This window comes from Gordonia sp. IITR100 (genome assembly GCF_002009645.1).
GTDB lineage: Bacteria > Actinomycetota > Actinomycetes > Mycobacteriales > Mycobacteriaceae > Gordonia > Gordonia hongkongensis.
This window is the reverse complement of the sequence record NZ_MVKV01000024.1, coordinates 26,328-50,485: the sequence shown is the minus strand read 5'-3', so window position 1 is coordinate 50,485 and position 24,158 is coordinate 26,328. Positions and strand designations below refer to the sequence as shown.

Here is a 24,158-nt window from a genome sequence, read left to right as displayed (position 1 = left end):
CTCCCGGCATTCTGTCCGCTCCGTCGTGCATGCACGCCACCATCACCACCCAGGAGCGCGACGGCTCGCGGCTGCCCAACCCCCAGCAGCTCATCCCCGAACTCGGCGAGATCGGTGGCGCTCGGTTCAAAGCCACCGGCAACGGGCGATCCCTCGAACCACCATCGGCCTCATTCAGTTACGGGCCGGCCAGCTCGTCGGCAGCACGGTCGCGGGTCCGGGCGTACACCCGGACCCGCGGCCTGCTCGCCATGATGACAGTGACCCCCCACTGGCGATCCCGCTCGCGCTAGCTCCGGCCGGGGTGTCCACAGTCGCGGGAGCCCGTTTACTCGACGACTCGAACGTGGAGTGGCACGGCACGTGCGACGGACTGCTCCTCAGGCCGCCGACATCACAACACCGACGCCACGCCCACGCCGTCTTCCGAGGTCAGTTTCAAAGACCAGCGGCGATCCGTTCGATCCGCGGCAACGCGATGGCGAGTATCGGCAGATACGCCACCGCCCAGACCGGCGCACCAAAACTGAGAATGCAGCCACCCGCCACCGGGATCACCTCGTGTCGCGTCGCGTTCACCCCTGCCACCCTCCAGGCCCACAACCGTCCATCGACGAACTCGCAGATCTCGAACGGCACGGAAACGCCCGCGACAGTCGTGATCGTTCCGCGTGTCCCTAACGTCAGCTCGACGTCGCCGTCCACCCTTGCCCCGAAAACTGTTGGCCCCCATTCCGGCCAGGCGTTCACATCGGTGAGGGTTGCCCACACCGCTTGGGGTGGCAGGTCGGTGCGCAATTCGGTCGTCGGCATGCCGTTTCGGACCGTGGTGCGAACGCGCAGCGTCGACCACAACGATGAGGACGTCGCGGGGCGTCTCACGATTCGGCCTGACTGGATAGTTCCCGCGCCCGCTCGTGGCCTCGCGAGAATCGTCGCCACCCCGGTGATACCTGGTTGTCGTAGTCCAACGTGATCTGCACCATCGAATCATCGTCGCAAAACAATGGCCGACCCGTCGGGGCCCAGACCTGATCTGTCGAATCACTGCACGTCTGAGCGTTGCACCGACACGGACCCGCAGTGTCGGCTGACCGGAGATGCGGACGAGTGGTTTGTAGTGGTGCTGCTCGCCGAGGCCGCACTGTCCGAATGGCAACACCATTCTTCGTCCGGCTTTCGCATTCGGTCACAGTAAGCCGTTTCCTGCCCGCTCCCCCGTGCGCGACGCCGCGAGTACCCGCCACGCCCGCGGACTGATTCCATACATCTCGCGGAATCGTCTACTGAAGTACGACGGGTTCGTGATGCCCCAGCGCCGGGCGATGGCCGCGACCGGTTGATGAGCGGTCTCGGCCCGAGCGAGGTCGTCATGCGCGCCCTCGAGTCGACTCGTGATGATCCACTGCTCGGGACTCATGCCGGCATCAGCGAAAAGCTGGAACAGTTTTCCGACGGTGATGCCGTGTGCTCGCGCGATCGATGTCGGCGACAGGTCCGGATCGTTGAGGTGCAGGCGAATGTATCCGCGGATCCTGGGAAGCAACACTCCGACCATCGTCCCCCGCGCATACTCGGCGTCGTAGGCGGATGCGATGAGGGCCCGGACCAGATCGATACTGGTCTCACCAAGCTGTGCGGCGACCTCCGACGCCGCCAACTCGTCGGCCTTGCAGGTCAGCTCGGTGATGTGGTCGACCACCATGTTGTGCAACGGACTCTTCGCCAACCGTTCCGACGCCGCCCAGACCACCTCGCGCGGTAGGCCGAGTTCCTCCACCGGCACGTTCAGACAGAACGGCACGCCCGGGCCGGCCAGCTCGTAGTCGTAGGGCGCATTGTGGTCGGTGATCATCAACGCACCGGGCCGAACCTCCCGCTGCACACCGTGCTGCTCCTGTCGGCCGATACAGTTGCGATGCAACGCAATACCGAGTTGTTCGCCCGGACTGCTCCGGATCTGACGTTCGGTGCGCCGCAGCCGGAAGCCGGTCATCTCGGCCTGGAAGATCGTCGCTCTTCCGTAGCTCCACACATCCATTCGGCATCGGACGGCGCCTGTCTCGTTGAGGATCACGGTGGACGGAACCGACTGGTCCTGCATCGCCGACACGGTCGCCTCGATGCGATCGGCGTACGGTAACAACGCGGTGTCGAATACTACGGCCATGGTTGCCGAGTGAACAGCAGGCTGAGCGAGCGTTCTGTGGACTGGCACGGAGAGACAATTTTCGTGCACAGACAGCCAACTCCGGGGTTCCGCCTCGTGCGCGGACAGCACACATCGGTGCGGCCACAACCAGACCGGCCGCGGCCAAATCGCTTACAGTGTCCGCTTCGACACCCAGAAAGGCGGTCTCATGTTCACGTCCCCCCCTCTGTGCGTACAGCGACAGACTCTCCTGCACAAGCACTCTCGTCACACGATGCATCAGACGACGGGTCAGTTCTGCACGCCTGCACCGTCGACCGGGGCTGACGGTGGCGGTCGTCTTCGACAGCCTTGACCACGCGCCACGCGATCGAGTCGATATGGCACGGACGGTGTTCCGGGAGCAGTCGGCGCCGTCGACGGTGGCGTTCGTCGACTCCCCCATGACTGCAGTCATGGAAACGTGGCGGCTGGGTGACAACCATCTGTTCTGTGCATCGATGACGAGCAACCACTTGAGTCGGACTGCGCGCGATGTGCGTCGCGGTCCGACGGGCACCATCGGCATCGCGGTGCAGACGTTCGGCGTGGCGAGATTCGAGCAGGACGGTGATCAGCGGATCGTTCGTCCCGGCGACATGATGGTCGTCGAGCTCGATGCTCCCTACGAATTCGGTTGGGCTGGCTGGGGTTGCTCTCGATGTCTGCACATCCCGACATCCGACGTCGGGCTCACCGGCACACAGATCCGCGAGGCCGCGCGACGCCTGACCACGAGTCCGCTGTACGCAATCGTCCGCCGCCACATCGACGACTTGTGCATCGACCGGGACGACGAGGTCCCCGGTCTCGCGACGGAATCACTCGCCGCATCGTCGAATGCCCTCATCCGCTGCCTGCTGGCGCCACACGATCCAGCTCCTGACGACGCCGACATCGATCGCTGGGTACGACGTGTCGACACCTTCCTCACCGACCACCTGACCGATCCCGATCTGTCGATCGGCGCTGTCGCCGGCCACCTCGACACGCCGGTGAGCGAGGTCACCCGCCTCGCGGCCGTCGCGGGGGTGGACGTGCCGCGATGGATCACCGCAAAGCGTCTCCATCGAGCTCACGCGGATCTCCGCCGACGCCGAACCGAACCCGACGCCGCTTTTGCCCGCGCTCACGGTTTCGCCGACCTCGCCACCTTCGAAGCATCATTTCGCGACCTATATGGGCTCACCCCGCGCACGTGGTGGGAGATCCGCCATGAATCCTGACCGATTCACGTTGTCCTTCCTGCTCACGACGCTGTGGTCGCGATAGTCGACGGCGCTGAGGAGGGACATGGGGATCGTCTATCGTTCCGCCGACCTGACGGAGGCCGACCGTGAGGAATTCACGCGCGCGGCCTTTCTCGAGCAGTCCTGGCCCACGACCGTCGCACTCGACGAGCCGACCGCCGACGACGCAGTCATCGAGGTGTTCTCCTATGGCCGCGCGAGCATCTTCCGGGCGCAGATGGGAGGAATGCGACTCGTGCGCTCCACGGAACAGGTCCGGTCCAGTCCCGCCGACGTCCTCGCCGTCGCCGTGCAGGAGCGCAGCGCCGGGCGCCACGAGATGTACGGCGAGCAACGCGTTGTGCAGAAGGGCGACCTGATGATCAACGACATGAACACGTCGTACGGCTATGCATGGAGTGGCCGTGGGGCATCGAGGGCGCTCTACGTGCCGCTGCAAGACCTGGGATTGTCGAACGAGGTCATCCGCGGAGCGTCGCGTCGGCTGCCGGCGAGTCCGTTGTATCCGTTGCTGCGCAGTCACATCAACGAGATGACCGACGACGGAAATCGACTGTCCGCCGATGACGTCGCGGCAGATGCCGTCGGAAGCGCCACCATCGAGTTGACGCGGGCGCTGCTCGCATCCGCCTACGACTCGATTACGGCCTTGCAGCAATGGATGACGTCCTGCTCTCCCGGATTCGTGGCTATGTGCGGCGTCACCTGGGCGATCCGGAACTGTTTGCGGGGATGATCGCCGATGCCCACGACATCTCCGTACGAAAGCTGTTCCGGCTCTGCGCCGATGCCGACATCAGTCTCGAACAGTGGATCCTCGCGTCCCGCCTCGAGGGTTTCCGCGACGAACTCGCCCGGTCGGCGAGCCGACACCAATCGGTCGCACAGGTTGCACGGCGCTGGGGACTCGTCAACCCGTCGTTCGTCAGCCGCCGGTTCCGCGAGGTGTACGGCATGACGCCGCGCGCATGGCGTCGGCTCACCCCCGACTCGGACGACTGATCCGTGCGCGCACACGCGATCACCCTCTCGGCGCACGGGTCCGACGCGCTCCACGTTCCGGTCGTCCGATCATGGCCGATGGGCGACGAGATGTGGCTGACCTCGGTCCGACATCACGGGGTGTCGGCATCGGGTGCCGGTGAACGCGGCGGTGCACCAGTGGCGCCACGACTCTTCGTCGCCGTTCCGGGTGGGGACTCGTGGCATAGTCGGCTCGGGACCACGGAGGATTCCCGGCGCAGGACCGAACTGGCGGTCGTCGATCAGTCGACGTCATTCGACTTCCGAACCCGCGAACCGGGGACGATTGTCGCGCTTCACCTCCCGCAGTCGTGGCTCATTCTTCCGGCCGAGACCGTCCGGCTCGGGATCAGAAACCTGGACGACTCCAACCCGCTCACCATGTTCGTCCGCAATCACCTCGTCCACCTCGGGCGTATCGCCGAACACCACCCGGGGGTCCTCCCGGAGTTGGCTTCCGCGAGTACCGACATCGTGCGCTCGCTGCTGCTCACGTCGGCGCAGACCGAAGCACGCGATCCGGTCGATGACCTGATCGTTCGGGTGAAGGCCTACATCGACGAGCACCTGACCGACGCCGACCTGTCGGCAGAGACGATCGTCGCGGCCCACAACGTGTCGACCCGGAAGTTGTATGCCGACTGGTCGAGTGCCGAGGGTCGGCTCACGGATCACATCATCCGACGCCGCCTCGACCGTGCCCGCGACGCCATGATCACCCGTCGATATCTGACCGTCCCGGCCATCGCCCGCGCTCATGGGTTCAGCGACCCGACGCATTTCACCAAGCGGTTCCGAGCCGCGTTCGGGGTGACCCCGTCACAGTGGCGGCGCGACAATCTGGACTCGTGACGACAAACCGCCGGTGACAAGGTACCCCCACCTCGTGATCGCCCATAGAACGATAGGAGAACTGATGTCGGACAACGAATCCACCGTACGGCGCGGCACGTACTTCGAGGAACCGATCGTCATCGACGAACGCACCACGATGATCCTGGTGTCTCGCCGCGGGTTCCGCGACCGGTCGGTGGCCGTCGGCGCGTACACGGTGACCGAGGGGGCAACGACCTGGACCCCGGCGGTCGACGGCGGCCGGGTGGCACTCATCGGCGTGATCACCGGCCTCGTCGCGGCCGCGCTGGGATCGGCTGCGGTCCTGCGGCAACCACCGTGGCCGCAAATGACCATCGGGCCGGATCACTTCCCCGGCCACTGATCACCACTCGGAGTCACGTCCCCGTCTGCGGAAAAATGCCATGCGAGTACCGACGTGAGTCTCTAACGTCCCACGGATGATTGCGCAACAGAGCGATGACTGGCGCCCGACGCCGGCCGACGGCCCGGTCGATCTGGTCGTCGACGGTGAACTGTTTCAAGTGACAGTCCATGCCGACGGTGGGTATTCGAGCACGTGGACGTCGGGCCCGAACCCTGGGTACGGCTTCGGCTCCAGCGGCCCGCGTGTCGCGTGGCAGAGCGACGACGGGCTCCCGCCCGCCCCGCTGCCACTCCCCCTGCCGACGATTCGCGACCACCGCGAGTCGATCAGGGAGTTCCTCTCGAACATCAACCCGGAGACCGGATATCTCGACTGACCGCATACCGGCCGCGGTGATCTCAACCCCCGTGGGACGAACGTGTCTGCGCCAACGATCGTTCGAGAAGCGTTGTCAGCACTGCATGATCGACGTCTCGGAGGCGAGTGACGTGGAGGCACGACTTGGCGACGCGACACTTTCCCAGCCGGTCGATGAGATCTGGCCATTGCGTCGCGAAGTCGCTGACCAGGTAGATGGTGTGATTCTTCGGGCCGGGCGCGAAAGCGAGTTCCGGCGCCCGACCGCCATGCCCGCTGGCGTAGCGGTACTCGTACTCGCCGAAGCCGATCATACGGCCGGCCCAGACGACGGGCCGGTGTCCGGAGATCTCAGCGAGCAGGGCGACCAGTTCATCGGCCTCGTCCCGACGTGGACCGACTGCTCGGTCGAGCACTTCCTCGATCGGCGCCTCGGACGGCCTCATCGCGGGCGCCTTGCCGCCGGCGCGCGGTTCTTCGTTCACAACTGATACCCACCGGTTCCTGTTCGCCTGGAAAGGCACGTCGTCGAGAACCTAGCAGACCTGGCCGGTGGGTCGGCGCCGATCAAGACTCGCCCGACTGTCCCTGCCCAACCGCACCCAGGTCAGCGTCCTCCCCGCCGTGAGCCCGATGAGTTCTGCGAGCAACGAGAGTCTGCCCTCCTGCGGACCGAGCCGTCCGCGGCGCAACAACATCGATGTCGGCCGACGTCGACGACCAGAAGGCAGTGACACCATGACGGACGCAACCGGGGTAACCCTCACCTACACACTGAACGCTTCTCCCGCCGCCGTGTTCGACGCGTGGACGACGCCGGCTCTGTTCGCCGCGGTCTTCGGCGGCAGCGCGAATCAGGTCCCCGTCGAATCGGTATCGCTCGACGCCCGACCCGGGGGCACCTGGGCAGCAACGATGATCGTCGGGGACGATTTCCCCGAATTTCATTGGCGCGGTGAGTACGTCGAGGTCCGACGGCCGAACAGACTCGTACTGACGATGACCGACGCGCCGGGTGATGAACGTGAACTCCTCACCGCTGACTTCATGGCAGTCGACAACGGCACCGAGATCCGTTTCAGCCAAACCGGTGGCAACCTCACCGACGAGCAGTACGAGTACGCGGCCGCCGGCTGGCGCGCGGCGTTCGAAGCGCTGGACGCTCAGCTCGCCGGATAGGCACGGGGGCTAGGTGGCGAGCGGCGCCGCTGAGCGAGATCGCAACCGGCCAGGACGAACGACGAACAGACCCCGTCGACACCACTCCGTTTGAAGTCGCGTCGACGAGGTGACCTCTGGAAGTCCGTAACGTCCGCCGCCGGCCGGCGTCTAGTCCCAGCCCGCCGTCTCCGCCGCCGCACGATGAGTCTGCTCGAGGAACTTCAGGACCACCGCGTCCGGGTCCGGCGACTGGCGCACAAGGTGATACGGCAGGATGTACTCGCCCAGTGCGGCATCCCATCGCGCCGGAGCCTCGACCGCCGGGTGCGTGTCGTAGCCCTCGGGATGTGGGTAGGCGTAGGCGTAGAAGGCCCCCTCCTCGGCGCCACCCGGCCAGTAGCCCGCGCTCGACACCTCGTCGCTATAGGCCTCGTGCATCACCCAGTCGGGGCAATTCGGTACACCACCCGGATGCTGGGGTGCGCTGCGACCCGAGAACCGCGTGACAGCCAGATCGAAAGCGCCCCAGAAGAAGTGCACGGGTGACGACTTGCCACGGAAGCCGCCGCGGAACTCCGACAGCACGCGATGCGCACTGACGAGAGACCGCCAGAACCGAGACACGGCGTCGGCGTCGTACGACGAGTGGGCGGTGTCCTCGGCGAACGGGGTCGCATCGGGCAGTTCGACGGGAGTACCGACGATGGCGATGTCGAAACCGAGGTCGGCGAGGTGGGCGGTGTACTCCGCGTAGAAATCGGCAACCGTCCGCGGTTCCAGCTTCATCTGACGGGTGCTGCCATCGGTGACGAGGAAGAGCAGCTGGTGGTCCAGAAAGTCGAAGCGGATCTCGAGGCCGCGGTCTCCGACGGCCATCAGAGACGTGGTCAGGCCACGTGCGTCCACATACAGCGGTACGCCCCACCAGTGGTTGACCTCGGGTCCGAGAGCGAGACGCGTCTTGCCGACGATCTGGGTCCACAACTGGACGGTGTCCCTTGTGTCGACCCACGAATCCACCGGTAGTGCAGGCCAAGCCTCGTATTTGGTTTCCATGTGGCCAATGATCCCGGACGCGTCAACTCGAACATGCCGACGAGCCGTCGGTCCTGTGAAGTTTCGACGGAGACACCGCCAAACACCTGCGTAACCTGTCGCGGAGACGGCAGTCGGACAGACCTCGACGTCGCTATCAAGGAGGAGCATTGCCGCGCATCACGCTCGGAACGGTCTTGATGTTCGTCGCGATCGGAACCACCATCGTCACCGCGTTACTCGGGGCGCCGGATTGGCTGACCGTCGTCGTAGCCGCGTTGCTCTTCGTGCTCGCCCTGGTGCTCCCGATCGTCAGGCGACGGCGGCTCCGATTCCTCTGGCGGAAGCTCGGGTGGCGGCGACTAGTGGGTCGACCACCCGGTCCATTGCGAGACGTCGACGAATAGCTGGTCCACTCCCCCGCACCTCCTCACGGCGACCTGGCTCTACGGTCCCGACGCCGACGAGTGGCCTGGCACCAGTGAAGTGCGGGTGCGCCTCTCCCCCGGCCAGGCAGGCGGCACCGAGGATCGGAGGCACGAATCCTGACCGGCGGACCGACATCGCCCCTGACCGCTTCACCGGAAGCGCGGCCCACCTGTCGGTAACCTCACGTCATGTTGATCTGGATCAACGGCGCCTTCGGCGTCGGTAAGACACAGACCGCACACGAGCTTCACCGCCGGCTGACTGCGTCGCACGTGGCCGATCCCGAACTCCTCGGATTCGCGATGCACAAGATGCTGCCGCCCGCCCGGCGCGACGATTTTCAGGACCTACCGCAGTGGCGCACGGGCGTCACCCAAACCCTCTTGGATGCCGAACAATCAAGCGACTGCCCGGTGATAGTTCCCATGACGCTCGTCGACGCTGAGTACTTCGACGAGATCGTCGGTGGACTCAAAGAGCATGGCGCCGATGTCAGGCACTACACCCTGACCGCTTCCGTCGAAGTGATCCATCGACGTCTCAGAGCCCGCCTTGCTCACCGTCTCGGCCCCATCCTCGGCGCCGATGAGACCTGGGCGATGAAACAGACTGGGAGGTGCGTCGCCCGGCTTGGCGAGGACCGATTCGCAAGCCATGTGCCAGCAGACGAACGCAGTGTCGACCAGGTTGTCGAGCACATCGCCGACGATGCCGGACTCGAACTCTCCCGTCCCCGTTTGTCTTCGGCGCGGTATCAGCTGCGTAGGGCAGCAGTCGCAGTTCGACACATCCGAACGTGAGCCGTCACTCGTACGCGAGTCTTCTAAAGGCCTCGACTGGCAGTAATGACGGTGAATAAGTTAGGGCAGCAGTCGCAGTTCGACACATCCGAACGTGAGCCGTCACTCGTACGCGAGTCTTCTAATGGCCTCGAATGGCAGTGGTGACGGTGAACAAGTTCTGCACCCGCGATGCGCCCGGCTCTGCGGCGCGAACCTACGTGTCACGGGACCCCGGCGCGCCGAAAGTGCAGCAACGGGAACGGCTGGCCGTCGGAATCCACCGGCGAGCGGCCCACCTGCTCGAACCCCCTGCGCCGATAGAACTCCGCGGCGCCCGGGTTCTGTTCGTTGACGTCGAGTTCGTCGACGCCGCCGTGCGCGACCGCGTGATCGAGAAGCACCGTGCCGATGCCCCGCCCGTGGGCGGCCGAATCGACGAACAGCATCTCGAGCCGATTCTCTGCGGTTCCGCTGAAGCCGACGACCACTCCGTCGGCCTCCGCGACGACCAACTCGACCGCCGGAAAGTAGTCTCGTGCGAGTCGATCCGCGTAGCCGTCGATGTCGGCGGAAGTCAGGAAGTGATGCGTAGCCTCGACCGCCGAACGCCACACGGCCACGAGGCGGTCCGTGTCGGCGTCGTCGGCCTGCCGAAGTCTCACCTCAGCCACGGGTCGCCGAACGAGTGTTGGCCCAGCAGGTCGGTGTATGCACGATCGGCACAGTAGTGCGCGCCGGCGTCGAAGGACAACGGTGTTGTGATCTGCCGCAAACCCCGGCGTCGACGTTCGCGGCGGATATCGTGATCACGACACAATCCGCAGGGCGAGGGGTAGCACGTGCTCGAGATCCATGGTCTGTCGAATGAAACGGTCGTGCTCGATGGCGAGTGGTTCGAGAAACTCCGCGGCGGCACGTCCAAGACCCGGTTACCGGCGGCATCGTTCGTCTCCGCGGAGGTCACCGAGACCGACCGACGGAGGAAGCTGTTCGGCGGTGAACGCGAACAGCTCCTCCAGGTGACCCTCACCTTCTCGCGCCCGCCGTTCGTCGGGCTGATGACGTCGGCGGAGAACCGGGCGAAGGTCGACGCGCTCGTCGCCGGACTCGAAGCGGCCCGCGACGCGGGTTGAGCACCGACGCGACGCTATGACGGCCCCGAGCTCCGATCCTGTTGCACGCGAATCAGTTCGAGCAACAATCGACGGAGTTGCGGTTCTGACGCGCCGATGGACGCGATCAGCGCCGGGTCGGTTCGCTCCCGTTCGAGCAATGCGCGGTAGACCTCGGCACCGGCCGGAGTCGCGCTCACATGCTTTCGCCGCTCGTCGTCGGGATCGACCTGACGCCGTACGTAACCCATTCGTTCCAGTCGCTCGATGGTGCGGCTCGCAGTTTGATCGGTCACCCTGGCCTTCTTGGCGACCTCGCGCTGGGTGGCCGGTCCCGTGCTCACCACATGGAGGACGACGAGTCCGGCGCTCGAGATGTCGTACTCCCGCAGTACCGCCTCCCAGGCGTGCTCGACGAGCCGTGCCGCCACCGACAGCAGCCGACCGGTCGGCCACCCGTCCATCCCGTCGTTCCCGTCGTTCACCTTGTCCTGCCGATTCTCTACGTCACACCGCGCAGACTTGCAATTGTTCAGCCTGCTGAACATCATGGTGCTCACGCACTCCACCCGCAACCGACGAACGGAAGCCCGTGAACCCACCCACCTCTGCTCGACGAGTCAGTCGCTTGCGATGGATTCTGCCAGCCCTCTTGGTTATCGGATGGCTGGCCCTGGGTTCTGTCGGCGGACCGTTCGCCGGAAAACTCGGTGACGTACAGGCGAACGACAACACGTCGTTCCTGCCCGCGTCCGCCGAAGCCACCGAGGTCTCCCGCCTGGAAGCCGACTTCGTGGACTCCTCCGAGATCCCGGCCGTCGTGGTGGCCGAACGTACGAGCGGCATCACCGAGGCCGACCTCGCGTTCGTGTCCGAGGCGGTGGGCAAGGTCGCCGGCTCGGACGGGATCTCCGAGCGAACGTCTCCGCCGATCCGCTCGCAGGATGGTCAGGCGATCCAGATGATCGTGCCCGTCGACTCCTCCGGGGAGATCTCGGAAAGCATCGAGGCTCTGCGTGCGGAACTCGCGAACGGCCCGCCCGAGGGACTGTCGGTGTATGTGACCGGACCCGCAGGCATCGCGGGCGACCTCACCGAGGCATTCGGCGGGATCGACGGCCTGCTGCTACTGGTTGCCGGCGCGGTCGTCATCCTGATCCTCATCGTGGTGTACCGCAGTCCGATCCTCCCGTTCGTCGTGATCGTGTCCGCCGTGTTCGCGCTGGGGCTCGCCAGCCTGCTGGTCTACGTGCTCGCGTCGAACGACGTGCTCACCCTCAACGGCCAGAGCCAGGGCATCCTCTTCATCCTCGTGTTCGGTGCGGCGACGGACTACGCCCTGCTCCTGGTGTCCCGCTATCGAGAAGAACTACGGCTGACCGCCGACAAGTACGACGCCATGCGGGCCGCGTGGCGCGCGACCCTCGAACCGGTCGCCGCCTCCGCCGGCACGGTCATCGCCGGTGTGCTGTGCCTCCTGCTGTCGGATCTGAACTCCAACCGCGGTCTCGGCCCCGTTGCCGCGATCGGCATCGCGGCATCGTTCCTGGCGTCGATGACGTTCCTCCCCGCGGCGCTGACCCTGCTCGGACGCAGTGCTTTCTGGCCGAAGCGACCGGTCGTCGACCCGGCGTCGGCGCAACGTGACGACAGCAGCAATCATCGCGTCTGGGGCGCCCTGGCGAACCGGATCGGACGGCACCCCCGCCGCTTCTGGGTGGCCACGACGTTGCTACTCGTGCTCTTCGCGCTGTTCCTCCCCCAGTTCAAGGCCGACGGGGTCGCGCAGTCCGACACCTTCCTCGTAGCAGTGGAGTCGCAGGAGGGCCAAGAAGTCCTCACCGCCCACTTCGACGCCGGGGACGGTTCACCCGCGGTCATCATCGCCGACGCCGCATCGCTGCAGCAGGTGCAGAACACGGCGGCGAATGTCGACGGCGTCGCCGAGGTCGTCCCGGTCACCGATCCGGGCGGCGCCCCCAAGACCGTCGACGGACGGGTCGCTCTGCAGGCGACCCTGACCGATCCGGCCGATTCCCTGGCCGCCGAGGAGACCATCGAGCGTCTTCGCGACGCGGTGGGGAACGTCAACGGCGCCGACGCGCTCGTGGGTGGTCCGACGGCGGTCGACCTCGACACCAAGACGACGGCCATCCACGACCGGAACCTGATCATCCCGATCGTCAGCATCGTCGTGCTGCTCATCCTGTGCGCGCTGCTCCGGGCGATCGTCGCCCCGATTCTCCTGATGGCCACCGTCATCCTGAGTTTCGCGGCCACACTGGGAATTTCGTCGATCGTGTTCAACCACATCCTCGGATTCCCCGGCGCCGACCCGGTCGTGCCGCTGTTCGCGTTCGTCTTCTTGGTCGCGCTGGGCATCGACTACAACATCTTCCTGATGACCCGCGTCCGCGAGGAAGCACTGCAGATCGGTACGCGCCGAGGTGTTCTCCGTGGGCTCACGGTCACCGGCGGAGTCATCACCTCGGCCGGCGTGGTCCTCGCGGCGACGTTCTCCGCCCTGGCGGTCATCCCGCTGATCTTCCTGGCGCAGATTGCGTTCATCGTCGCCTTCGGCGTCCTCCTCGACGCGTTGATCGTCCGGACCCTGCTCGTCCCGGCGCTCGTCTACGACATCGGCCGTCCCGTGTGGTGGCCCAGCGCGCTGGCGAAGAAGGAGGACGTGCCGGAAGAGAAGGAACCGGTGGAGCAGGGACCGGGTGAGCGCTGAGGACATCTGGAACCTCCGAATCGAACGGTCCCGGCACCTCAAAGCCGGGGCCGTTCGAGTGCTGTCGGCACCAGAAATCGGCCTGGCTGTCGGACGCGCCAGCGCATAGGATCGACGCCGATGAGCCGGAAGAACAAGCGATCCCGCGGCGCCAAGCGGACCGAGAAGGCGAAGAAGCGGGCTGCCCGCCGAAACAGCAACGTGATCCCGATCCGGGGTCGCGACACCTCGGAGATGGGCGTCCTGTTGCGCGAGTTCGAACGATGGCTGCCCAGCGAGGAATTCGAAGACGATCCGGACAAGCAGGCAGCCATCGTCGACGCCGTAAGAGCGCTGGACTTTGCCGTCGGCTACGCATTGCCAGACCATCGGCCCACCGAGTGGTCGCTCGATGAGGTCGATGCGGCAATCGACTTCGCCGAGTACATGGAAGAGGAAGAGGACGACGCCTTACCGGCAAGCATCGCGGTCTTCGCATTGCGCCTGTTCATCGATTTCCTCGTCACCACTTCCAGGTGGACAGGAGCCATCAGCGCCGATGTCGTGATGGGGGCTTGCCAGGGATACCTCCTCGACTCCATGGGCGGGCTGAAGGTCGAGGTCGACGACATCGACAGCTCCGCCGAGCGCGATGCACTGGAAGCGGTTCGGGTTTTGCAGCGGCTCGATGTGTTGATGGACTGGATCGGTTACAAACGGCCGGTGACGCCGAGTGGATGGCTCAAGCCGGCACTGCTTCCGGACCTTCTGCAGGCCCTTCAGATCGAGCAACCGTCAGCAGCACTCAAGGCAATGAAACATCATCGCGTTCTTGCCGAGATCTGGGAGCTCGCCCGGGATGCCCAGTTGATCGCAATTACTCCATCCCATGTCTACCCGGGCCCGGCGGCCGCGTCCTGGCGTGGACCACAGTCGCTGACGACGCGACGCAGCACGCTGGCTGCGGCCGTCGGCAGGGCGTTGACCTCTGATTCGAGTGCAAAGGCACAGTTTGTGGACGGTATCGTCGCGCGCGTCGTATACCACGGGCTGACGATCATGCCGTTTGCCGCCGATCGCTTCGCCGCCCTGCGCGATGACGGGCTGATCTCACCGGAGATTCCCAAGGCTCATTCTCGCGTCGAGCACATCATCGAGGACGGGTGGCTCGTCCTCAACGAGGACGGTGACTACGTCGTCCCCGAGGGGTTGCGACCCGCGGTGTGGGGCGGATTTCCGGAACGTCACAATCCGGAGAGCGGGGGCGAGGCGACCATGATCACGGTGCGCGTCGAACTCGCCGGCGTACGACCCAGAGTCTGGCGACGGATTCGAATTCTCGCGCTGGTTCCATTGAACGAACTCCATGAAGTGCTCCAAGCTGCTTTCGCCTGGGACGACGCGCATCTCTACGCCTTCACAACGCCGTGTTCTGGCCACGCGCACCGGTACCTGTCCGACGAAGCGATGGACACCGCACGGGTCGACCAATACACGGAGTCTGTCTTCGACTCGACCCTGGGCGAGCTGGTCGACGAACCCGGCGACGTGGTGACCTACGAGTACGACTTCGGCGACGGCTGGGAAGTGAGCATTGTCGTCGAGGCATTCGCGCCGATGAACGACGACGAACCGCCGGTGACGTTCATCGACGGTGGTGGAACCGCCCCGTTCGAAGACGTCGGCGGAGTGCCTGGATGGGCGGACTTCATCGAGGCGGTCAATGATCAGACGCACCCTCGCCATCTGGAGCTACGCGAGTGGGCGGGCATGTCACCTGGTTCTGCCTTCGACCCGACGTCTTTCGACATCGATGCGGCGAGGCGCCGCCTGGGGGTGTGATCCTCAGCGGCGTCAGGCCGACGCGGCGGACCGGGATGTTAGACGACGGACAGCAGCGCCGATGACCGTGATCGGGTGATTGAGCAGCGTGGCGATCCGGCCGGCGAGGGTGTTCGGATCCCGCGCGACCCCGAGCTGCATGAACATTTCCAGACGGTCGAAGTAGGCGCGCTCCGCAACCAGATCTGAGCCCGCGAAGGTGAACACCGCGACGATGGGCAGGTCGAGAGACCGACCCGTCGGGGCGAGCCCGCGGTATGGGCCCAGATGTGTTCCGCGAACTCGCGTCTCACAGATGACTCGATCGTCGTGATGGCACAGCGTCTCGGGGTCGACATCGAAATGCATGTCCGGCAATGCGGTGAACAGTTCGTGATACGAGGCCGACACCGCGTCGTGGCCATCGGCGATCTCACCGGGCAACTCGGTACGTGCCGCGCCGTCTTTGAACGTCGCCAGCGTGGCACCGACGTCGTGCCGATTCTCGGCCTCGAGATGCGCCAGAACGGTGGCCTCCCGCGTCGCGACGAGCGCTGCTGCATTCGGGTCGGTTGGGTTCATGAGGTCCCCGCAGTCATCGGCCCCGCTCCGAACAGCGGGTATGCGCAATCACGGTACCGGGCGGACGCAACGTGTGCGACCGAGATACACCGAATGGACGACGAGCACGTCCGCCCGGACCGCCGACGGCTCAGCCGAGTCGCTCGTAGATCGTCGCGTTGGCCAATCCGCCTGCCTCACACATCGTTTGCAGGAGGTAACGACCGCCGCGCTGTTCCAGCGCGTTCAGTCCCGTGGTCGCGAGGCGGGCACCGCTGGCACCCAGCGGGTGGCCGAGCGCGATCGCACCGCCGTTGACGTTGACTCGATCCACGTCCACCCCGAACTCCCGCGACCACGCCAGTACCACCGGCGCGAACGCCTCGTTCACCTCGAACAGGTCGATGTCCTCGACTCGCAAACCACTGCGTAACAGTGCCTTCCGCGTCGCCGGGATGATGCCGGTGAGCATCAGGAGTGGGTCGTCACCGGCGACCGCGATGGTGTGCACACGAGCGCGCGGACGCAGACCGAGTTCGGCGGCTTTCTCCTCGCTCATCAGCAGCACCGCCGACGACCCGTCGCTGATCTGACTCGCACTCGCCGCGGTGATCCGCCAGTCGATCTCGGGGAACCGGTTCGCGATCGCCTCGTCGTAGTAGGCCGGTCGCAGCCGGGCGAGGTCGTCGAGGTTGCCCCCGAGCCGGATGCCCTCGTCCGACGTCAGCCCCGCGATGGGGGCGAGTTCGTCGTCGAAGAGTCCGTTCTTGGTGGCGGTGGCGGCGAGATCGTGTGACCGCAGCGAGAATTCGTCGATCTCGCGTCGCGAGATGTCCCAGCGGGCGGCGATCAGTTCCGCCGAGATCCCCTGACCCACGAGGCCCTGCGGGTATCGTTCGCCGAACGCCCGTCCGTTGAGATCGGCGGTACCGGCAACGGCCGAGCCCATCGGGATACGGGACATCGATTCGACACCCGCGGCGACCGCGATGTCGTACGTGCCCGCGATGATGCCCTGCGCGGCGAACGCGATGGCCTGTTGCCCGCTTCCGCATTGGCGGTCGACGGAGACCCCCGGCACGGATTCGGGGTAGCCGGCGGCCAGGAGCGCGCGCCGCGCGATGTTGAAACTCTGCTCCCCCACCTGACTGACGACACCGGTGATCACGTCGTCGACGAGTTCGGGATCGACACCCGAACGGTCCACGACTGCTCGGAGGCTGTGCGCGAGGAGGTCGACGGGATGAACGTCATGGAGGGCGCCGGTGGGCTTGCCCTTGCCGATGGGTGTGCGAACAGCGTCGACGATGACCGCAGATCTCATGACTGATCCTCCGTCAGTGTGCGGATCGGAACGCAACCCGATCCGGATGATGGCTGACTTTTGTCTACCAAAGTCAGGTCTACGCTCTGGCTATGGTCTTGTCAAGTCAGGGTAGGCTGGGGGCATGATGCACCTGAAGGGCCCGCTGGCCGAACGCGACAGCTGGGAGGCGAGCGGCTGCTCGATCGCGAAGGCGATCGACATGGTGGGCACCCGGTCGGCGATCCTCATCCTGCGGGAGGCCTTCTACGGCGCCACCAGGTTCGATCAGTTCAGCCGGCGGGTCGGGATCAGCGACGCGGTCGCGTCGGCCCGCCTGCGCGAACTCACCGAGGCCGGGATCTTCACCAAGGTCCCCTACCGCGACGCCGGGCAGCGCGAACGGTTCGAGTATCAGCTCACCGACATGGGCCGCGATCTGTTTCCTGTGGTGATGTCGTTGATGCAGTGGGGCAACGACCATCTGCAGCCCGACGGCCCGCCGCTCACCGTCACCGACCGAGCCCAGGCGCCCGTACGCGTGGGCGTCGTCGCCGAACCCACCGCGGTTCTCACACCCGAGGACGTCGAGGTGCGAATTGCCCGGCGCGGCCGTTGAGTCCGCGGCCGGCAGAGAGGTCGCGATGATCCTCCCCACAGTGTTCGACCCCCGCCTGGTCACCATCCGTCGTGGCGGGACGCTCACCGACGCCGATCACCACTTGCTGGCGCTCTGGGCGGCACGGTGTGCGGAGCACGTTCTGCCCTTGTTCGAGTCGGCACGGCCGGATGACGCTCGCCCCAGGGAGGCAATCGCGGCGGTCCGCGCGTGGACCCGGGGCGAACTGGCGATGATGGAGTCGCGCGCCGCCGGCGGACACGCCATGGGTGCCGCCCGCGATCTACGTGGCGCACCGCGGTTCGCCGCCTACGCCGCCGGGCAAGCGGCGGTGACCGCGCACGTCGCATCGCACGACCTCGGTGCCGCGGCGTACGCGATCAAGGCAGTCCGGTCCGCACACGGGGTCGACGCGGGTAGACACGAATGCGCTTGGCAGCGAGAACATCTCCCTGTTCGGGTACGCGAGTTGGTGCTCGACGACCAACATGCCCGCAATGACCTGTGCTGGCAGGTCTTCATCGACGATCGACAGCAGGTCGGCGATCGGTGATTCGCGTTCACCGGGGTGTTCCTGTTACTGTCGCAGTCACGCTCCTGCGGTGCTGTAACCCGCATGTCGAGCCAGAGGCCGGGGTGATTACAGAAACCCCCGGTCTTGTCCAAACTTCGACGGTCGTCCCGGTTTGCTGCCGCGACCACCGGGTACGCGTCTCGTCATGACCTTCCATCGTGGCGTCGTCCCCGGCATCCACTGGCTCGAGTACGCCTACACGAATCAGTACCTGATCGAGGACCAGGACCGGCTGATCCTCGTCGACTGTGGACTCCCCCGTTCGTACGAACCCCTCGTCAAGGCCATCCGGGAACTCGGCCGTGACACCGATGCCGTGACCGACCTGATCATCACGCATGGTCATTTCGATCACGTCGGCACCGCGCGCCGCCTGGCGCGCGAGTGGCGGATCCCGGTCCACGTCCATCGCGACGATGCGTGGCTGGCGTCCCATCCCTACCGCTACGCGCATCAGAACGCGACCAGATTCGGAGTGCCCCTTCGTCATCCGCGTTCGCTACGCCTGCTCGGACGCATGGCGGCGGCCGGTGCGTTCACGGTGCGCGGCGTCGATCACCTGGATGTGACGCCTTTCGGCGATGATGCCCTGCTCCCCGGTGGCGCGCAGGTGGTGCCGACTCCCGGTCACACCTACGGCCATGTGTCGCTGCACTTTCCATTGCGCGACGCGGTCATCGCCGGCGACGCGCTCGTCACCCTCGATCCGTACACCGCGGCGACCGGCCCGCGCATGATCGCCGGTTCCGCAACCGCCGACCTCGATCGCAATCGGGCGTCGCTCGACGCGCTGGCAGCGACGGACGCGAAGTCTCTGCTTCCCGGGCGCGGGGTTCCGTGGCATCACGGGGTGGCCGTCGCGGTCGACCGGGCGCGTCAGACCAACGGCTGACACGTCGGACAGCCGGCCGCCGGATCACGAGCCGAACAGCGAGACGGGCCAGACGGCGAGACGGGCCGACGCTTTCCGCATCGGCCCGTCCGGCCGTCGCCGATCGCCCGGCTACTCGGAGGCGGTGCGACGCAGCTTGGTGTTGACGAACTCGCCCATGCCCCAACGCCCGAGTTCGCGACCGTAGCCGGACCGCTTCACCCCGCCGAACGGAAGGCCGGGCAGCGTGGTGCCGTGTTCGTTGACATACGCCATGCCGACTTCGAGTTGGTCGGCAACCTCCTCGGCCTTGCCGATGTTGCCGCTCCACACCGAGCCGCTCAAACCGAACTCGACATCGTTGGCGAGCGCCACGGCATCCTCCGGGGATGACACCCTGTAGACCATCGCGACGGGCCCGAAGATCTCCTCGGAGTAGACGTCCATGTCCGGGGTGATGTCCGTCAGCACAGTGGGTTCGAAGAAGGCTCCGTCGCGCTCCAGCGGCTTCCCACCCGTCCGCAGGGTGGCGCCCTGTTTCACCGCGGTCTCGACCTGTTCGGCCACGGTGTCGCGCGCCGACAGGGACGACAGCGGACCCATCTGAGTGGAATCGTCGGACGGATCACCGACCACCGTCGACTCGAACTGCTTGACCACACCGTCGACGAAGTCGTCGTACAACTCGTCGAGAACGATGAACCGTTTCGGCGAGTTGCACGCCTGGCCCGCGTTCGACAGCCGTGCGCCCGCCGCGATCTTCGTCGTGCGTTCCGTGTCGGCGGAGTCGAGCAGGATGAACGGGTCCGAACCGCCGAGCTCGAGCACGGACTTCTTCAGGTTCTCCGCGGCAACCTTCGCCACGGCTGCACCCGCCTTCTCACTCCCGGTGAGTGATACACCGCGTATCGCGTTGTGCGCGAGCAGGTCTGCGACCTGATCACTGCTTGCGTACACGTTGATGTACGCGTCGGCGGGCACACCCGCGTCGTGCAAAATTTCTGCCATCAACGCCGACGACGCCGCGCAGATCGACGCATGCTTGAGAATGACGGTGTTGCCGGCCAACAGGTTCGGCGCGACGAAACGTGCGACCTGGTAGTAGGGGTAGTTCCACGGCATCACGCCCACCAGTGGTCCGATCGGCGCGACCTGCACGATCGACGCATCCGCGCCCTGCGGGTCGAGGGCCTCGGTCTCGAGCAGATCCGGTCCGTGCTCGGCGTACCAGCGATAGATGTCCGCGGCCAGCTGGACCTCTCCCGCCGCCTCCTTGGCGGGTTTGCCCATCTCGGTCGTGATGACGGCCGCGAGCTCATCGGCTCGCCTCTCGTACTCGTCAGCGGTCCGGGAAAGGATTGTGGCCCGTTCGGATGCCTCGGTCGCTCGCCACTCCTGGTATGCCGCGAGTGACCGTTCGGCCACGCCGGCCACCTCGTCGTCCTTCAGTCCGGGAAATTCCCGTTCGGTCGTACCGGTGGTCGGATTCGCGGTGACATATGTGCCCACCAGAGCACCTACCTTCCTCTGTCGTGTGAATCCCGACTGTCCACAGCCCGGGATCATTCGGGTACCCGGGTCCCTGTACGCAAAACCTCGGTCGTCGGCGCGCTTCGGTCACACGGCGGCCCCAGACCTGCTCTAATGGGTCCGCGGTCCGTGTCCGGACCCGTGATCGACCGACACGCGGCGAATGCCGGACGTCGACCTGGGGGTGGGTCGCCGGTCGTGACGGCAGTGTCCGAGGGGGAACGAAGAGTGTCACGCTGGCAGCGAGCCGCAGGGCTCGGTTGTGCATTTCTGATCGCGGTCGTCGCGAGCGTCTCGACGGGTCAGCCGGCGGGGGCGACTCCACCGAGGCTCGGCGACTCGGCGCGGATCCTTGCGGTGTCCTCGGAGACGGCGACACGCACGACGATGACCGTGTATTCCGCCGCCATGAAGCGGCCCGTTCGGGTGAGCGTGCTCGCCCCCCGCGAGCGGACCGGCCCACGGCCGACCGTGTACCTCCTCGACGGCATCGACGGTGGGGTCTACACCAGCTACACGCAGAGCGGGTGGACCTTCCAGACCGACATCGCGCGCTTCGTCGCCGACAAGAAGGTCAACGTGGTTCTGCCCATCGGGGGTACGGGCTCGTACTACACCGACTGGCGCCGAATCGATCCCGTCCTGGGTCGGAACATGTGGGAGACCTTCCTGACCGAGGAACTCCCTCCGCTGGTCGACGGACGCTTCCGGGGCAACGGACGGAACGTGATCGGCGGGCTGTCGATGGGGGCGCTGGGCGCGATGTCCATCGCGGTCCGCAACCCGGATCTCTACCGGGGTGTGGTCGCCTTCAGCGGGTGCCTCGATCAAGGGTCGCCGGAGTTCCGGCAGGCGACCGCCACATCGGTCACGACGAGGGGTGGGAACCCGGAGAACATGTGGGGCCCGCTCGATCACGACAACTGGGATGCCCACAATCCCGCCGGTCACGTGTCCGCGCTACGCGGTAAGCCCGTGTATGTAGCGGTCGGCAACGGTCTGCCCGACCCGGCCCTCGGGCTGGCCGGGCTGGCCTCACCCGTCGGAGGCGTGCTCGAGGGCATCGTCGCCCGATGCACCGAGAGCTTCAAGCGTCGCGCAGACCGAGCCGGGGTCGACATCACCTACGACTTCCGTGCCGGTCTCCACTCGTGGGGTTACTGGAACCAGGATCTGCACCGAGCCTGGCCCACGATCGCCCGGGCACTGAAAAGCGCGGGCTGACGCGAGCGTCGGCGTCAACGCGCGCTTTTCCTCTTCCGAATCAACGAGACATCCTCGAGTGCCCGTTTTCGCTCACGACGTTCCTTGAGTTCTTGCCGCCGCTTTTTCGAGCTCGAATTCTTTTCCGCCATTTCTCCTCGAATCGGTCGTGGTCTACAGCGGGTCGATCCCGCTCTCGTCGTGACCATAGCCCAGAAACGACAGAAGTCCAGCCCGTCCGATCTGGTGCCGACTTGCCGACTTCATACGTTGTAACACAGTACTTTTCATTTACTGTGCGCCTGCGAAATGCGCCGGACTGGCTTTTATTTTTTTCTGGGCTAGAGTCCATGGCACCGGTCGCAGATGGCCGGTCGCAGCGAAAGGAAGAGTGGCCGTGAAAGCGGTTGTGATGGAGTGCCGAATACGCGTGTGTGGCTCCCCCGGTCGGGTCAGAGAATTCGTCAAGCAAGCGTCGACTCGCGCGCACGACGCCTTTCCCCACCCCGCCAGGTGTTCGGTTGTCGTCGAGGAGTCGGAGTCGTTGCTCCTCCGACGGCAATGGCACCGCGAGAACGACGTGGACGTGTTCGGAGTACCCGAGGGGCGGGATGTGTGCTGCGGTTTCGCGGACTCGTCCGGACGACTGACCGTCGCGAGACTCGAGAGCCTGTCACGCGACATCCTGGCCCACCTCGAACTGGATCCGTGGGTGTCCGACGACACCGAGTCGGTGCCTTGGATCCTGACGCTCACCACTGGTGCCGATCCGACGTCCAGGCATGAGATCGTGACCCGACATCCGTCGCTCCAGGTGCGACGACCTGTTCTGGCCCGCGCGTGATCCGCGCATAGCGGTGCCCGACCGGACTGCTCCGCAGGTGAGCGGGTCCGACCACCTCACTGCGGACACACCGCGGTCGTCGTCCGACGGACCGGTCTGCGGTCGAATTCCTGTCACTCGATAGGGTGCGGGTGGCGGCGTGCTCACCTGGGCACGTCGCCGTCCCACACCTACGGAGAAGGAAGTGGTCGCCATCGTGCTCGACGAGAAGATCAGCGATCTGTACGCGCAGGTTGTTGCGCGGAACCCTGGGGAGGCCGAGTTCCACCAGGCCGTCCGGGAGGTCTTCGACAGTCTGGGTCCGGTCTTGGCGAAACATCCCCACTACGCGGACGCCGGGATCATCAAGAGACTGACGGAGCCCGAGCGCCAGATCATCTTCCGAGTGCCGTGGGTCGACGACCAGGGACAGGTGCAGATCAACCGCGGGTTCCGGGTCGAGTTCAATTCCGCACTCGGTCCCTACAAGGGCGGCCTTCGATTCCACCCGAGCGTCTACCTGGGCGTGGTCAAGTTCCTCGGGTTCGAGCAGATCTTCAAGAACGCACTGACCGGGCTCCCGATCGGCGGCGGCAAAGGCGGCGCCGACTTCGATCCCAAGGGACGCTCCGACGCGGAGATCATGCGGTTCTGCCAGTCGTTCATGACCGAGCTCTACCGTCACATCGGCGAGTACACCGATGTGCCCGCGGGTGACACCGGCGTCGGCGGTCGGGAGATCGGTTATCTCTTCGGCCAGTACAAGCGCATCACCAACCGTTACGAGTCCGGCGTGCTCACCGGCAAGGGACTCGCCTGGGGTGGGTCGCAGGTCCGCACCGAGGCGACCGGGTACGGCGTGGTGTTCTTCGTCCGCGAGATGCTCGCCGCGGCCGGCGACGACCTCGACGGCAAGACCGTGGTGGTCTCGGGCTCGGGCAATGTGGCGATCTACGCCATCGAGAAGGTGCAACAACTCGGCGGTCGCGTGATCGCGTGCTCGGACTCCGGGGGCTACGTCGTCGATGATGCCGGTATCGACCTCGAACTGCTCAAGGAAATCAAAAACGTTCGGCGCGGCCGTATCTCGGATTACGCCGACGCCCGCCGCGGGTCCGCCCGTCACGTCGACACCGGATCGATGTGGAGTGTGCCCACCGACATCGCCATCCCCTGCGCGACGCAGAACGAACTGAACGGGGTCGACGCCACTCAACTGGCGAAGAACGGATGTCGCATCGTCGCCGAGGGCGCGAACATGCCCAGCACCCCCGAGGCGGTGCGCATCTTCGCCGACGCCGGCGTCGGCTTCGCCCCGGGCAAGGCCGCGAACGCGGGCGGCGTCGCCACGAGCGCACTCGAGATGCAGCAGAACGCTTCTCGGGATTCGTGGACGTTCGCGCACACCGAGGACCGATTGTCGGAGATCATGACGGCCATCCATGACCACTGCCTGCACACGGCAGACGAATACGGGGCGCCGGGCAACTACGCGACCGGTGCCAATATCGCGGCGTTCACTCGCGTGGCCGACGCGATGCTCGCACTCGGTCTCATCTGACCCGATTCGGACGCCGA

28 protein-coding genes are annotated in these 24,158 nt (G+C 65.8%); 19 read left to right on the top strand and 9 right to left on the bottom strand.

Features of this window, described 5'->3' with window-relative positions; genetic code table 11:
• Positions 1 to 29 precede the first annotated feature (29 nt).
• A complete protein-coding gene (locus B1818_RS22335; protein ID WP_058253468.1) occupies positions 30 to 293 on the top strand; it encodes a hypothetical protein in 264 nt (87 codons plus the stop codon).
• Positions 294 to 438: 145 nt separating this feature from the next.
• Here B1818_RS22335 and B1818_RS22330 read toward each other — a convergent pair whose 3' ends face one another.
• On the bottom strand, positions 439 to 813 hold the full coding sequence (locus B1818_RS22330) for an SRPBCC family protein (protein ID WP_058253469.1): 375 nt from the start codon (positions 811 to 813) through the stop codon (positions 439 to 441).
• 376 nt (positions 814 to 1,189) lie between these two features.
• Entirely contained in the window at positions 1,190 to 2,170 is a 981-nt protein-coding gene (locus B1818_RS22325; RefSeq protein WP_058253470.1) for a helix-turn-helix domain-containing protein, read from the bottom strand.
• Positions 2,171 to 2,532: 362 nt separating this feature from the next.
• On the opposite strand from B1818_RS22325, the gene B1818_RS22320 reads away from it, so the two are divergent.
• The 6 genes from B1818_RS22320 to B1818_RS22300 all read left to right on the top strand — a co-directional run bounded on the left by B1818_RS22320 (position 2,533) and on the right by B1818_RS22300 (position 6,062).
• Positions 2,533 to 3,417 carry a helix-turn-helix domain-containing protein gene (locus B1818_RS22320; protein ID WP_058253471.1) on the top strand — a complete coding sequence of 295 codons (885 nt, stop codon included), beginning with the start codon at positions 2,533 to 2,535 and terminating at the stop codon, positions 3,415 to 3,417.
• Between the two features lie 67 nt (positions 3,418 to 3,484).
• Complete coding sequence (locus B1818_RS22315; RefSeq protein ID WP_231742617.1) at positions 3,485 to 4,177, top strand: hypothetical protein; 693 nt, start codon at positions 3,485 to 3,487, stop codon at positions 4,175 to 4,177.
• Positions 4,174 to 4,443, top strand: a complete 270-nt coding sequence (locus B1818_RS24600) for a helix-turn-helix domain-containing protein (RefSeq protein ID WP_231742619.1) — start codon at positions 4,174 to 4,176, stop codon at positions 4,441 to 4,443. The genes B1818_RS22315 and B1818_RS24600 overlap by 4 nt, the downstream gene beginning before the upstream one ends.
• Before the next feature lie 3 nt (positions 4,444 to 4,446).
• Positions 4,447 to 5,316, top strand: a complete 870-nt coding sequence (locus B1818_RS22310; protein ID WP_058253472.1) for an AraC family transcriptional regulator — start codon at positions 4,447 to 4,449, stop codon at positions 5,314 to 5,316.
• Between the two features lie 139 nt (positions 5,317 to 5,455).
• On the top strand, positions 5,456 to 5,683 hold the full coding sequence (locus B1818_RS22305; protein WP_231742635.1) for a hypothetical protein: 228 nt from the start codon (positions 5,456 to 5,458) through the stop codon (positions 5,681 to 5,683).
• A gap of 76 nt (positions 5,684 to 5,759) precedes the next feature.
• Positions 5,760 to 6,062 (top strand): hypothetical protein, encoded by a 303-nt coding sequence (locus B1818_RS22300; protein WP_058253474.1) that lies wholly within the window; start codon positions 5,760 to 5,762, stop codon positions 6,060 to 6,062.
• A 22-nt stretch (positions 6,063 to 6,084) separates the two neighbouring features.
• On the opposite strand, the gene B1818_RS24795 is transcribed toward B1818_RS22300, so the two are convergent.
• Positions 6,085 to 6,489 carry a DUF1801 domain-containing protein gene (locus B1818_RS24795; RefSeq protein WP_058253517.1) on the bottom strand — a complete coding sequence of 135 codons (405 nt, stop codon included), beginning with the start codon at positions 6,487 to 6,489 and terminating at the stop codon, positions 6,085 to 6,087.
• Between the two features lie 292 nt (positions 6,490 to 6,781).
• Here B1818_RS24795 and B1818_RS22290 point away from each other — a divergent pair, with 292 nt between their 5' ends.
• Complete coding sequence (locus B1818_RS22290; protein WP_058253475.1) at positions 6,782 to 7,222, top strand: SRPBCC domain-containing protein; 441 nt, start codon at positions 6,782 to 6,784, stop codon at positions 7,220 to 7,222.
• 150 nt (positions 7,223 to 7,372) lie between these two features.
• On the opposite strand, the gene B1818_RS22285 is transcribed toward B1818_RS22290, so the two are convergent.
• Positions 7,373 to 8,260, bottom strand: a complete 888-nt coding sequence (locus B1818_RS22285) for a DUF5996 family protein (RefSeq protein WP_058253476.1) — start codon at positions 8,258 to 8,260, stop codon at positions 7,373 to 7,375.
• A gap of 149 nt (positions 8,261 to 8,409) precedes the next feature.
• Here B1818_RS22285 and B1818_RS22280 point away from each other — a divergent pair, with 149 nt between their 5' ends.
• Positions 8,410 to 8,646, top strand: coding sequence for a hypothetical protein (locus B1818_RS22280; RefSeq protein WP_058253477.1), 237 nt, complete (start codon positions 8,410 to 8,412; stop codon positions 8,644 to 8,646).
• Positions 8,647 to 8,856: 210 nt separating this feature from the next.
• Positions 8,857 to 9,468 (top strand): AAA family ATPase, encoded by a 612-nt coding sequence (locus tag B1818_RS22275; RefSeq protein WP_058253478.1) that lies wholly within the window; start codon positions 8,857 to 8,859, stop codon positions 9,466 to 9,468.
• A gap of 203 nt (positions 9,469 to 9,671) precedes the next feature.
• Here the strand turns inward: B1818_RS22275 and B1818_RS22270 are convergent, their stop codons facing one another.
• Positions 9,672 to 10,121 carry a GNAT family N-acetyltransferase gene (locus B1818_RS22270; protein WP_078114049.1) on the bottom strand — a complete coding sequence of 150 codons (450 nt, stop codon included), beginning with the start codon at positions 10,119 to 10,121 and terminating at the stop codon, positions 9,672 to 9,674.
• 168 nt (positions 10,122 to 10,289) lie between these two features.
• On the opposite strand from B1818_RS22270, the gene B1818_RS22265 reads away from it, so the two are divergent.
• Entirely contained in the window at positions 10,290 to 10,583 is a 294-nt protein-coding gene (locus B1818_RS22265; RefSeq protein ID WP_058253479.1) for a hypothetical protein, read from the top strand.
• A 14-nt stretch (positions 10,584 to 10,597) separates the two neighbouring features.
• On the opposite strand, the gene B1818_RS22260 is transcribed toward B1818_RS22265, so the two are convergent.
• Positions 10,598 to 11,113, bottom strand: a complete 516-nt coding sequence (locus B1818_RS22260) for a MarR family winged helix-turn-helix transcriptional regulator (RefSeq protein ID WP_078114055.1) — start codon at positions 11,111 to 11,113, stop codon at positions 10,598 to 10,600.
• A 101-nt stretch (positions 11,114 to 11,214) separates the two neighbouring features.
• On the opposite strand from B1818_RS22260, the gene B1818_RS22255 reads away from it, so the two are divergent.
• Positions 11,215 to 13,296: an MMPL family transporter gene (locus B1818_RS22255; protein ID WP_231742620.1), complete on the top strand. Its 2,082-nt coding sequence runs from the start codon at positions 11,215 to 11,217 to the stop codon at positions 13,294 to 13,296.
• A gap of 234 nt (positions 13,297 to 13,530) precedes the next feature.
• A complete protein-coding gene (locus tag B1818_RS22250) occupies positions 13,531 to 15,117 on the top strand; it encodes a plasmid pRiA4b ORF-3 family protein (protein ID WP_176455978.1) in 1,587 nt (528 codons plus the stop codon).
• A gap of 12 nt (positions 15,118 to 15,129) precedes the next feature.
• Here the strand turns inward: B1818_RS22250 and B1818_RS22245 are convergent, their stop codons facing one another.
• The gene (locus B1818_RS22245; RefSeq protein WP_058253482.1) at positions 15,130 to 15,678 is read right to left on the bottom strand and encodes an ester cyclase; all 549 of its coding nucleotides are present in this window, start codon (positions 15,676 to 15,678) and stop codon (positions 15,130 to 15,132) included.
• A 130-nt stretch (positions 15,679 to 15,808) separates the two neighbouring features.
• Positions 15,809 to 16,981: an acetyl-CoA C-acyltransferase gene (locus B1818_RS22240; protein ID WP_058253483.1), complete on the bottom strand. Its 1,173-nt coding sequence runs from the start codon at positions 16,979 to 16,981 to the stop codon at positions 15,809 to 15,811.
• 124 nt (positions 16,982 to 17,105) lie between these two features.
• Here B1818_RS22240 and B1818_RS22235 point away from each other — a divergent pair, with 124 nt between their 5' ends.
• From B1818_RS22235 to B1818_RS22225, 3 genes are all read left to right on the top strand, one after another.
• Positions 17,106 to 17,579, top strand: a complete 474-nt coding sequence (locus B1818_RS22235; protein ID WP_058253484.1) for a helix-turn-helix domain-containing protein — start codon at positions 17,106 to 17,108, stop codon at positions 17,577 to 17,579.
• Positions 17,580 to 17,604: 25 nt separating this feature from the next.
• Positions 17,605 to 18,132 carry a putative immunity protein gene (locus tag B1818_RS22230; protein ID WP_058253520.1) on the top strand — a complete coding sequence of 176 codons (528 nt, stop codon included), beginning with the start codon at positions 17,605 to 17,607 and terminating at the stop codon, positions 18,130 to 18,132.
• A 166-nt stretch (positions 18,133 to 18,298) separates the two neighbouring features.
• Positions 18,299 to 19,045: an MBL fold metallo-hydrolase gene (locus B1818_RS22225; RefSeq protein ID WP_078114047.1), complete on the top strand. Its 747-nt coding sequence runs from the start codon at positions 18,299 to 18,301 to the stop codon at positions 19,043 to 19,045.
• A 111-nt stretch (positions 19,046 to 19,156) separates the two neighbouring features.
• Here the strand turns inward: B1818_RS22225 and B1818_RS22220 are convergent, their stop codons facing one another.
• Positions 19,157 to 20,533 (bottom strand): NAD-dependent succinate-semialdehyde dehydrogenase, encoded by a 1,377-nt coding sequence (locus B1818_RS22220; protein ID WP_058253486.1) that lies wholly within the window; start codon positions 20,531 to 20,533, stop codon positions 19,157 to 19,159.
• A 249-nt stretch (positions 20,534 to 20,782) separates the two neighbouring features.
• Here B1818_RS22220 and B1818_RS22215 point away from each other — a divergent pair, with 249 nt between their 5' ends.
• From B1818_RS22215 to gdhA, 3 genes are all read left to right on the top strand, one after another.
• Positions 20,783 to 21,778: an alpha/beta hydrolase family protein gene (locus tag B1818_RS22215; RefSeq protein WP_058253487.1), complete on the top strand. Its 996-nt coding sequence runs from the start codon at positions 20,783 to 20,785 to the stop codon at positions 21,776 to 21,778.
• 565 nt (positions 21,779 to 22,343) lie between these two features.
• A complete protein-coding gene (locus B1818_RS22210; protein ID WP_231742623.1) occupies positions 22,344 to 22,601 on the top strand; it encodes a hypothetical protein in 258 nt (85 codons plus the stop codon).
• A gap of 184 nt (positions 22,602 to 22,785) precedes the next feature.
• On the top strand, positions 22,786 to 24,141 hold the full coding sequence (gdhA, locus tag B1818_RS22205; RefSeq protein WP_065631644.1) for an NADP-specific glutamate dehydrogenase: 1,356 nt from the start codon (positions 22,786 to 22,788) through the stop codon (positions 24,139 to 24,141).
• Positions 24,142 to 24,158: the final 17 nt, after the last annotated feature.

Coding starts and splice junctions, on each gene's coding strand:
- B1818_RS22235 (WP_058253484.1), top strand. CDS start 17,106: ATGATGCACCTGAAGGGCCCGCTGGCCGAACGCGACAGCTGGGAGGCG.
- B1818_RS22285 (WP_058253476.1), bottom strand. CDS start 8,260: ATGGAAACCAAATACGAGGCTTGGCCTGCACTACCGGTGGATTCGTGG.
- B1818_RS22250 (WP_176455978.1), top strand. CDS start 13,531: ATGGGCGTCCTGTTGCGCGAGTTCGAACGATGGCTGCCCAGCGAGGAA.
- B1818_RS22330 (WP_058253469.1), bottom strand. CDS start 813: ATGCCGACGACCGAATTGCGCACCGACCTGCCACCCCAAGCGGTGTGG.
- B1818_RS22325 (WP_058253470.1), bottom strand. CDS start 2,170: ATGGCCGTAGTATTCGACACCGCGTTGTTACCGTACGCCGATCGCATC.
- B1818_RS22225 (WP_078114047.1), top strand. CDS start 18,299: ATGACCTTCCATCGTGGCGTCGTCCCCGGCATCCACTGGCTCGAGTAC.
- B1818_RS22335 (WP_058253468.1), top strand. CDS start 30: ATGCACGCCACCATCACCACCCAGGAGCGCGACGGCTCGCGGCTGCCC.
- B1818_RS22300 (WP_058253474.1), top strand. CDS start 5,760: ATGATTGCGCAACAGAGCGATGACTGGCGCCCGACGCCGGCCGACGGC.
- B1818_RS22290 (WP_058253475.1), top strand. CDS start 6,782: ATGACGGACGCAACCGGGGTAACCCTCACCTACACACTGAACGCTTCT.
- B1818_RS22275 (WP_058253478.1), top strand. CDS start 8,857: ATGTTGATCTGGATCAACGGCGCCTTCGGCGTCGGTAAGACACAGACC.
- B1818_RS24795 (WP_058253517.1), bottom strand. CDS start 6,489: ATGAGGCCGTCCGAGGCGCCGATCGAGGAAGTGCTCGACCGAGCAGTC.
- B1818_RS22305 (WP_231742635.1), top strand. CDS start 5,456: ATGATCCTGGTGTCTCGCCGCGGGTTCCGCGACCGGTCGGTGGCCGTC.
- B1818_RS22240 (WP_058253483.1), bottom strand. CDS start 16,981: ATGAGATCTGCGGTCATCGTCGACGCTGTTCGCACACCCATCGGCAAG.
- B1818_RS22260 (WP_078114055.1), bottom strand. CDS start 11,113: ATGATGTTCAGCAGGCTGAACAATTGCAAGTCTGCGCGGTGTGACGTA.
- B1818_RS22245 (WP_058253482.1), bottom strand. CDS start 15,678: ATGAACCCAACCGACCCGAATGCAGCAGCGCTCGTCGCGACGCGGGAG.
- B1818_RS22230 (WP_058253520.1), top strand. CDS start 17,605: ATGATCCTCCCCACAGTGTTCGACCCCCGCCTGGTCACCATCCGTCGT.
- B1818_RS22315 (WP_231742617.1), top strand. CDS start 3,485: ATGGGGATCGTCTATCGTTCCGCCGACCTGACGGAGGCCGACCGTGAG.
- B1818_RS22320 (WP_058253471.1), top strand. CDS start 2,533: ATGGCACGGACGGTGTTCCGGGAGCAGTCGGCGCCGTCGACGGTGGCG.
- B1818_RS24600 (WP_231742619.1), top strand. CDS start 4,174: ATGATCGCCGATGCCCACGACATCTCCGTACGAAAGCTGTTCCGGCTC.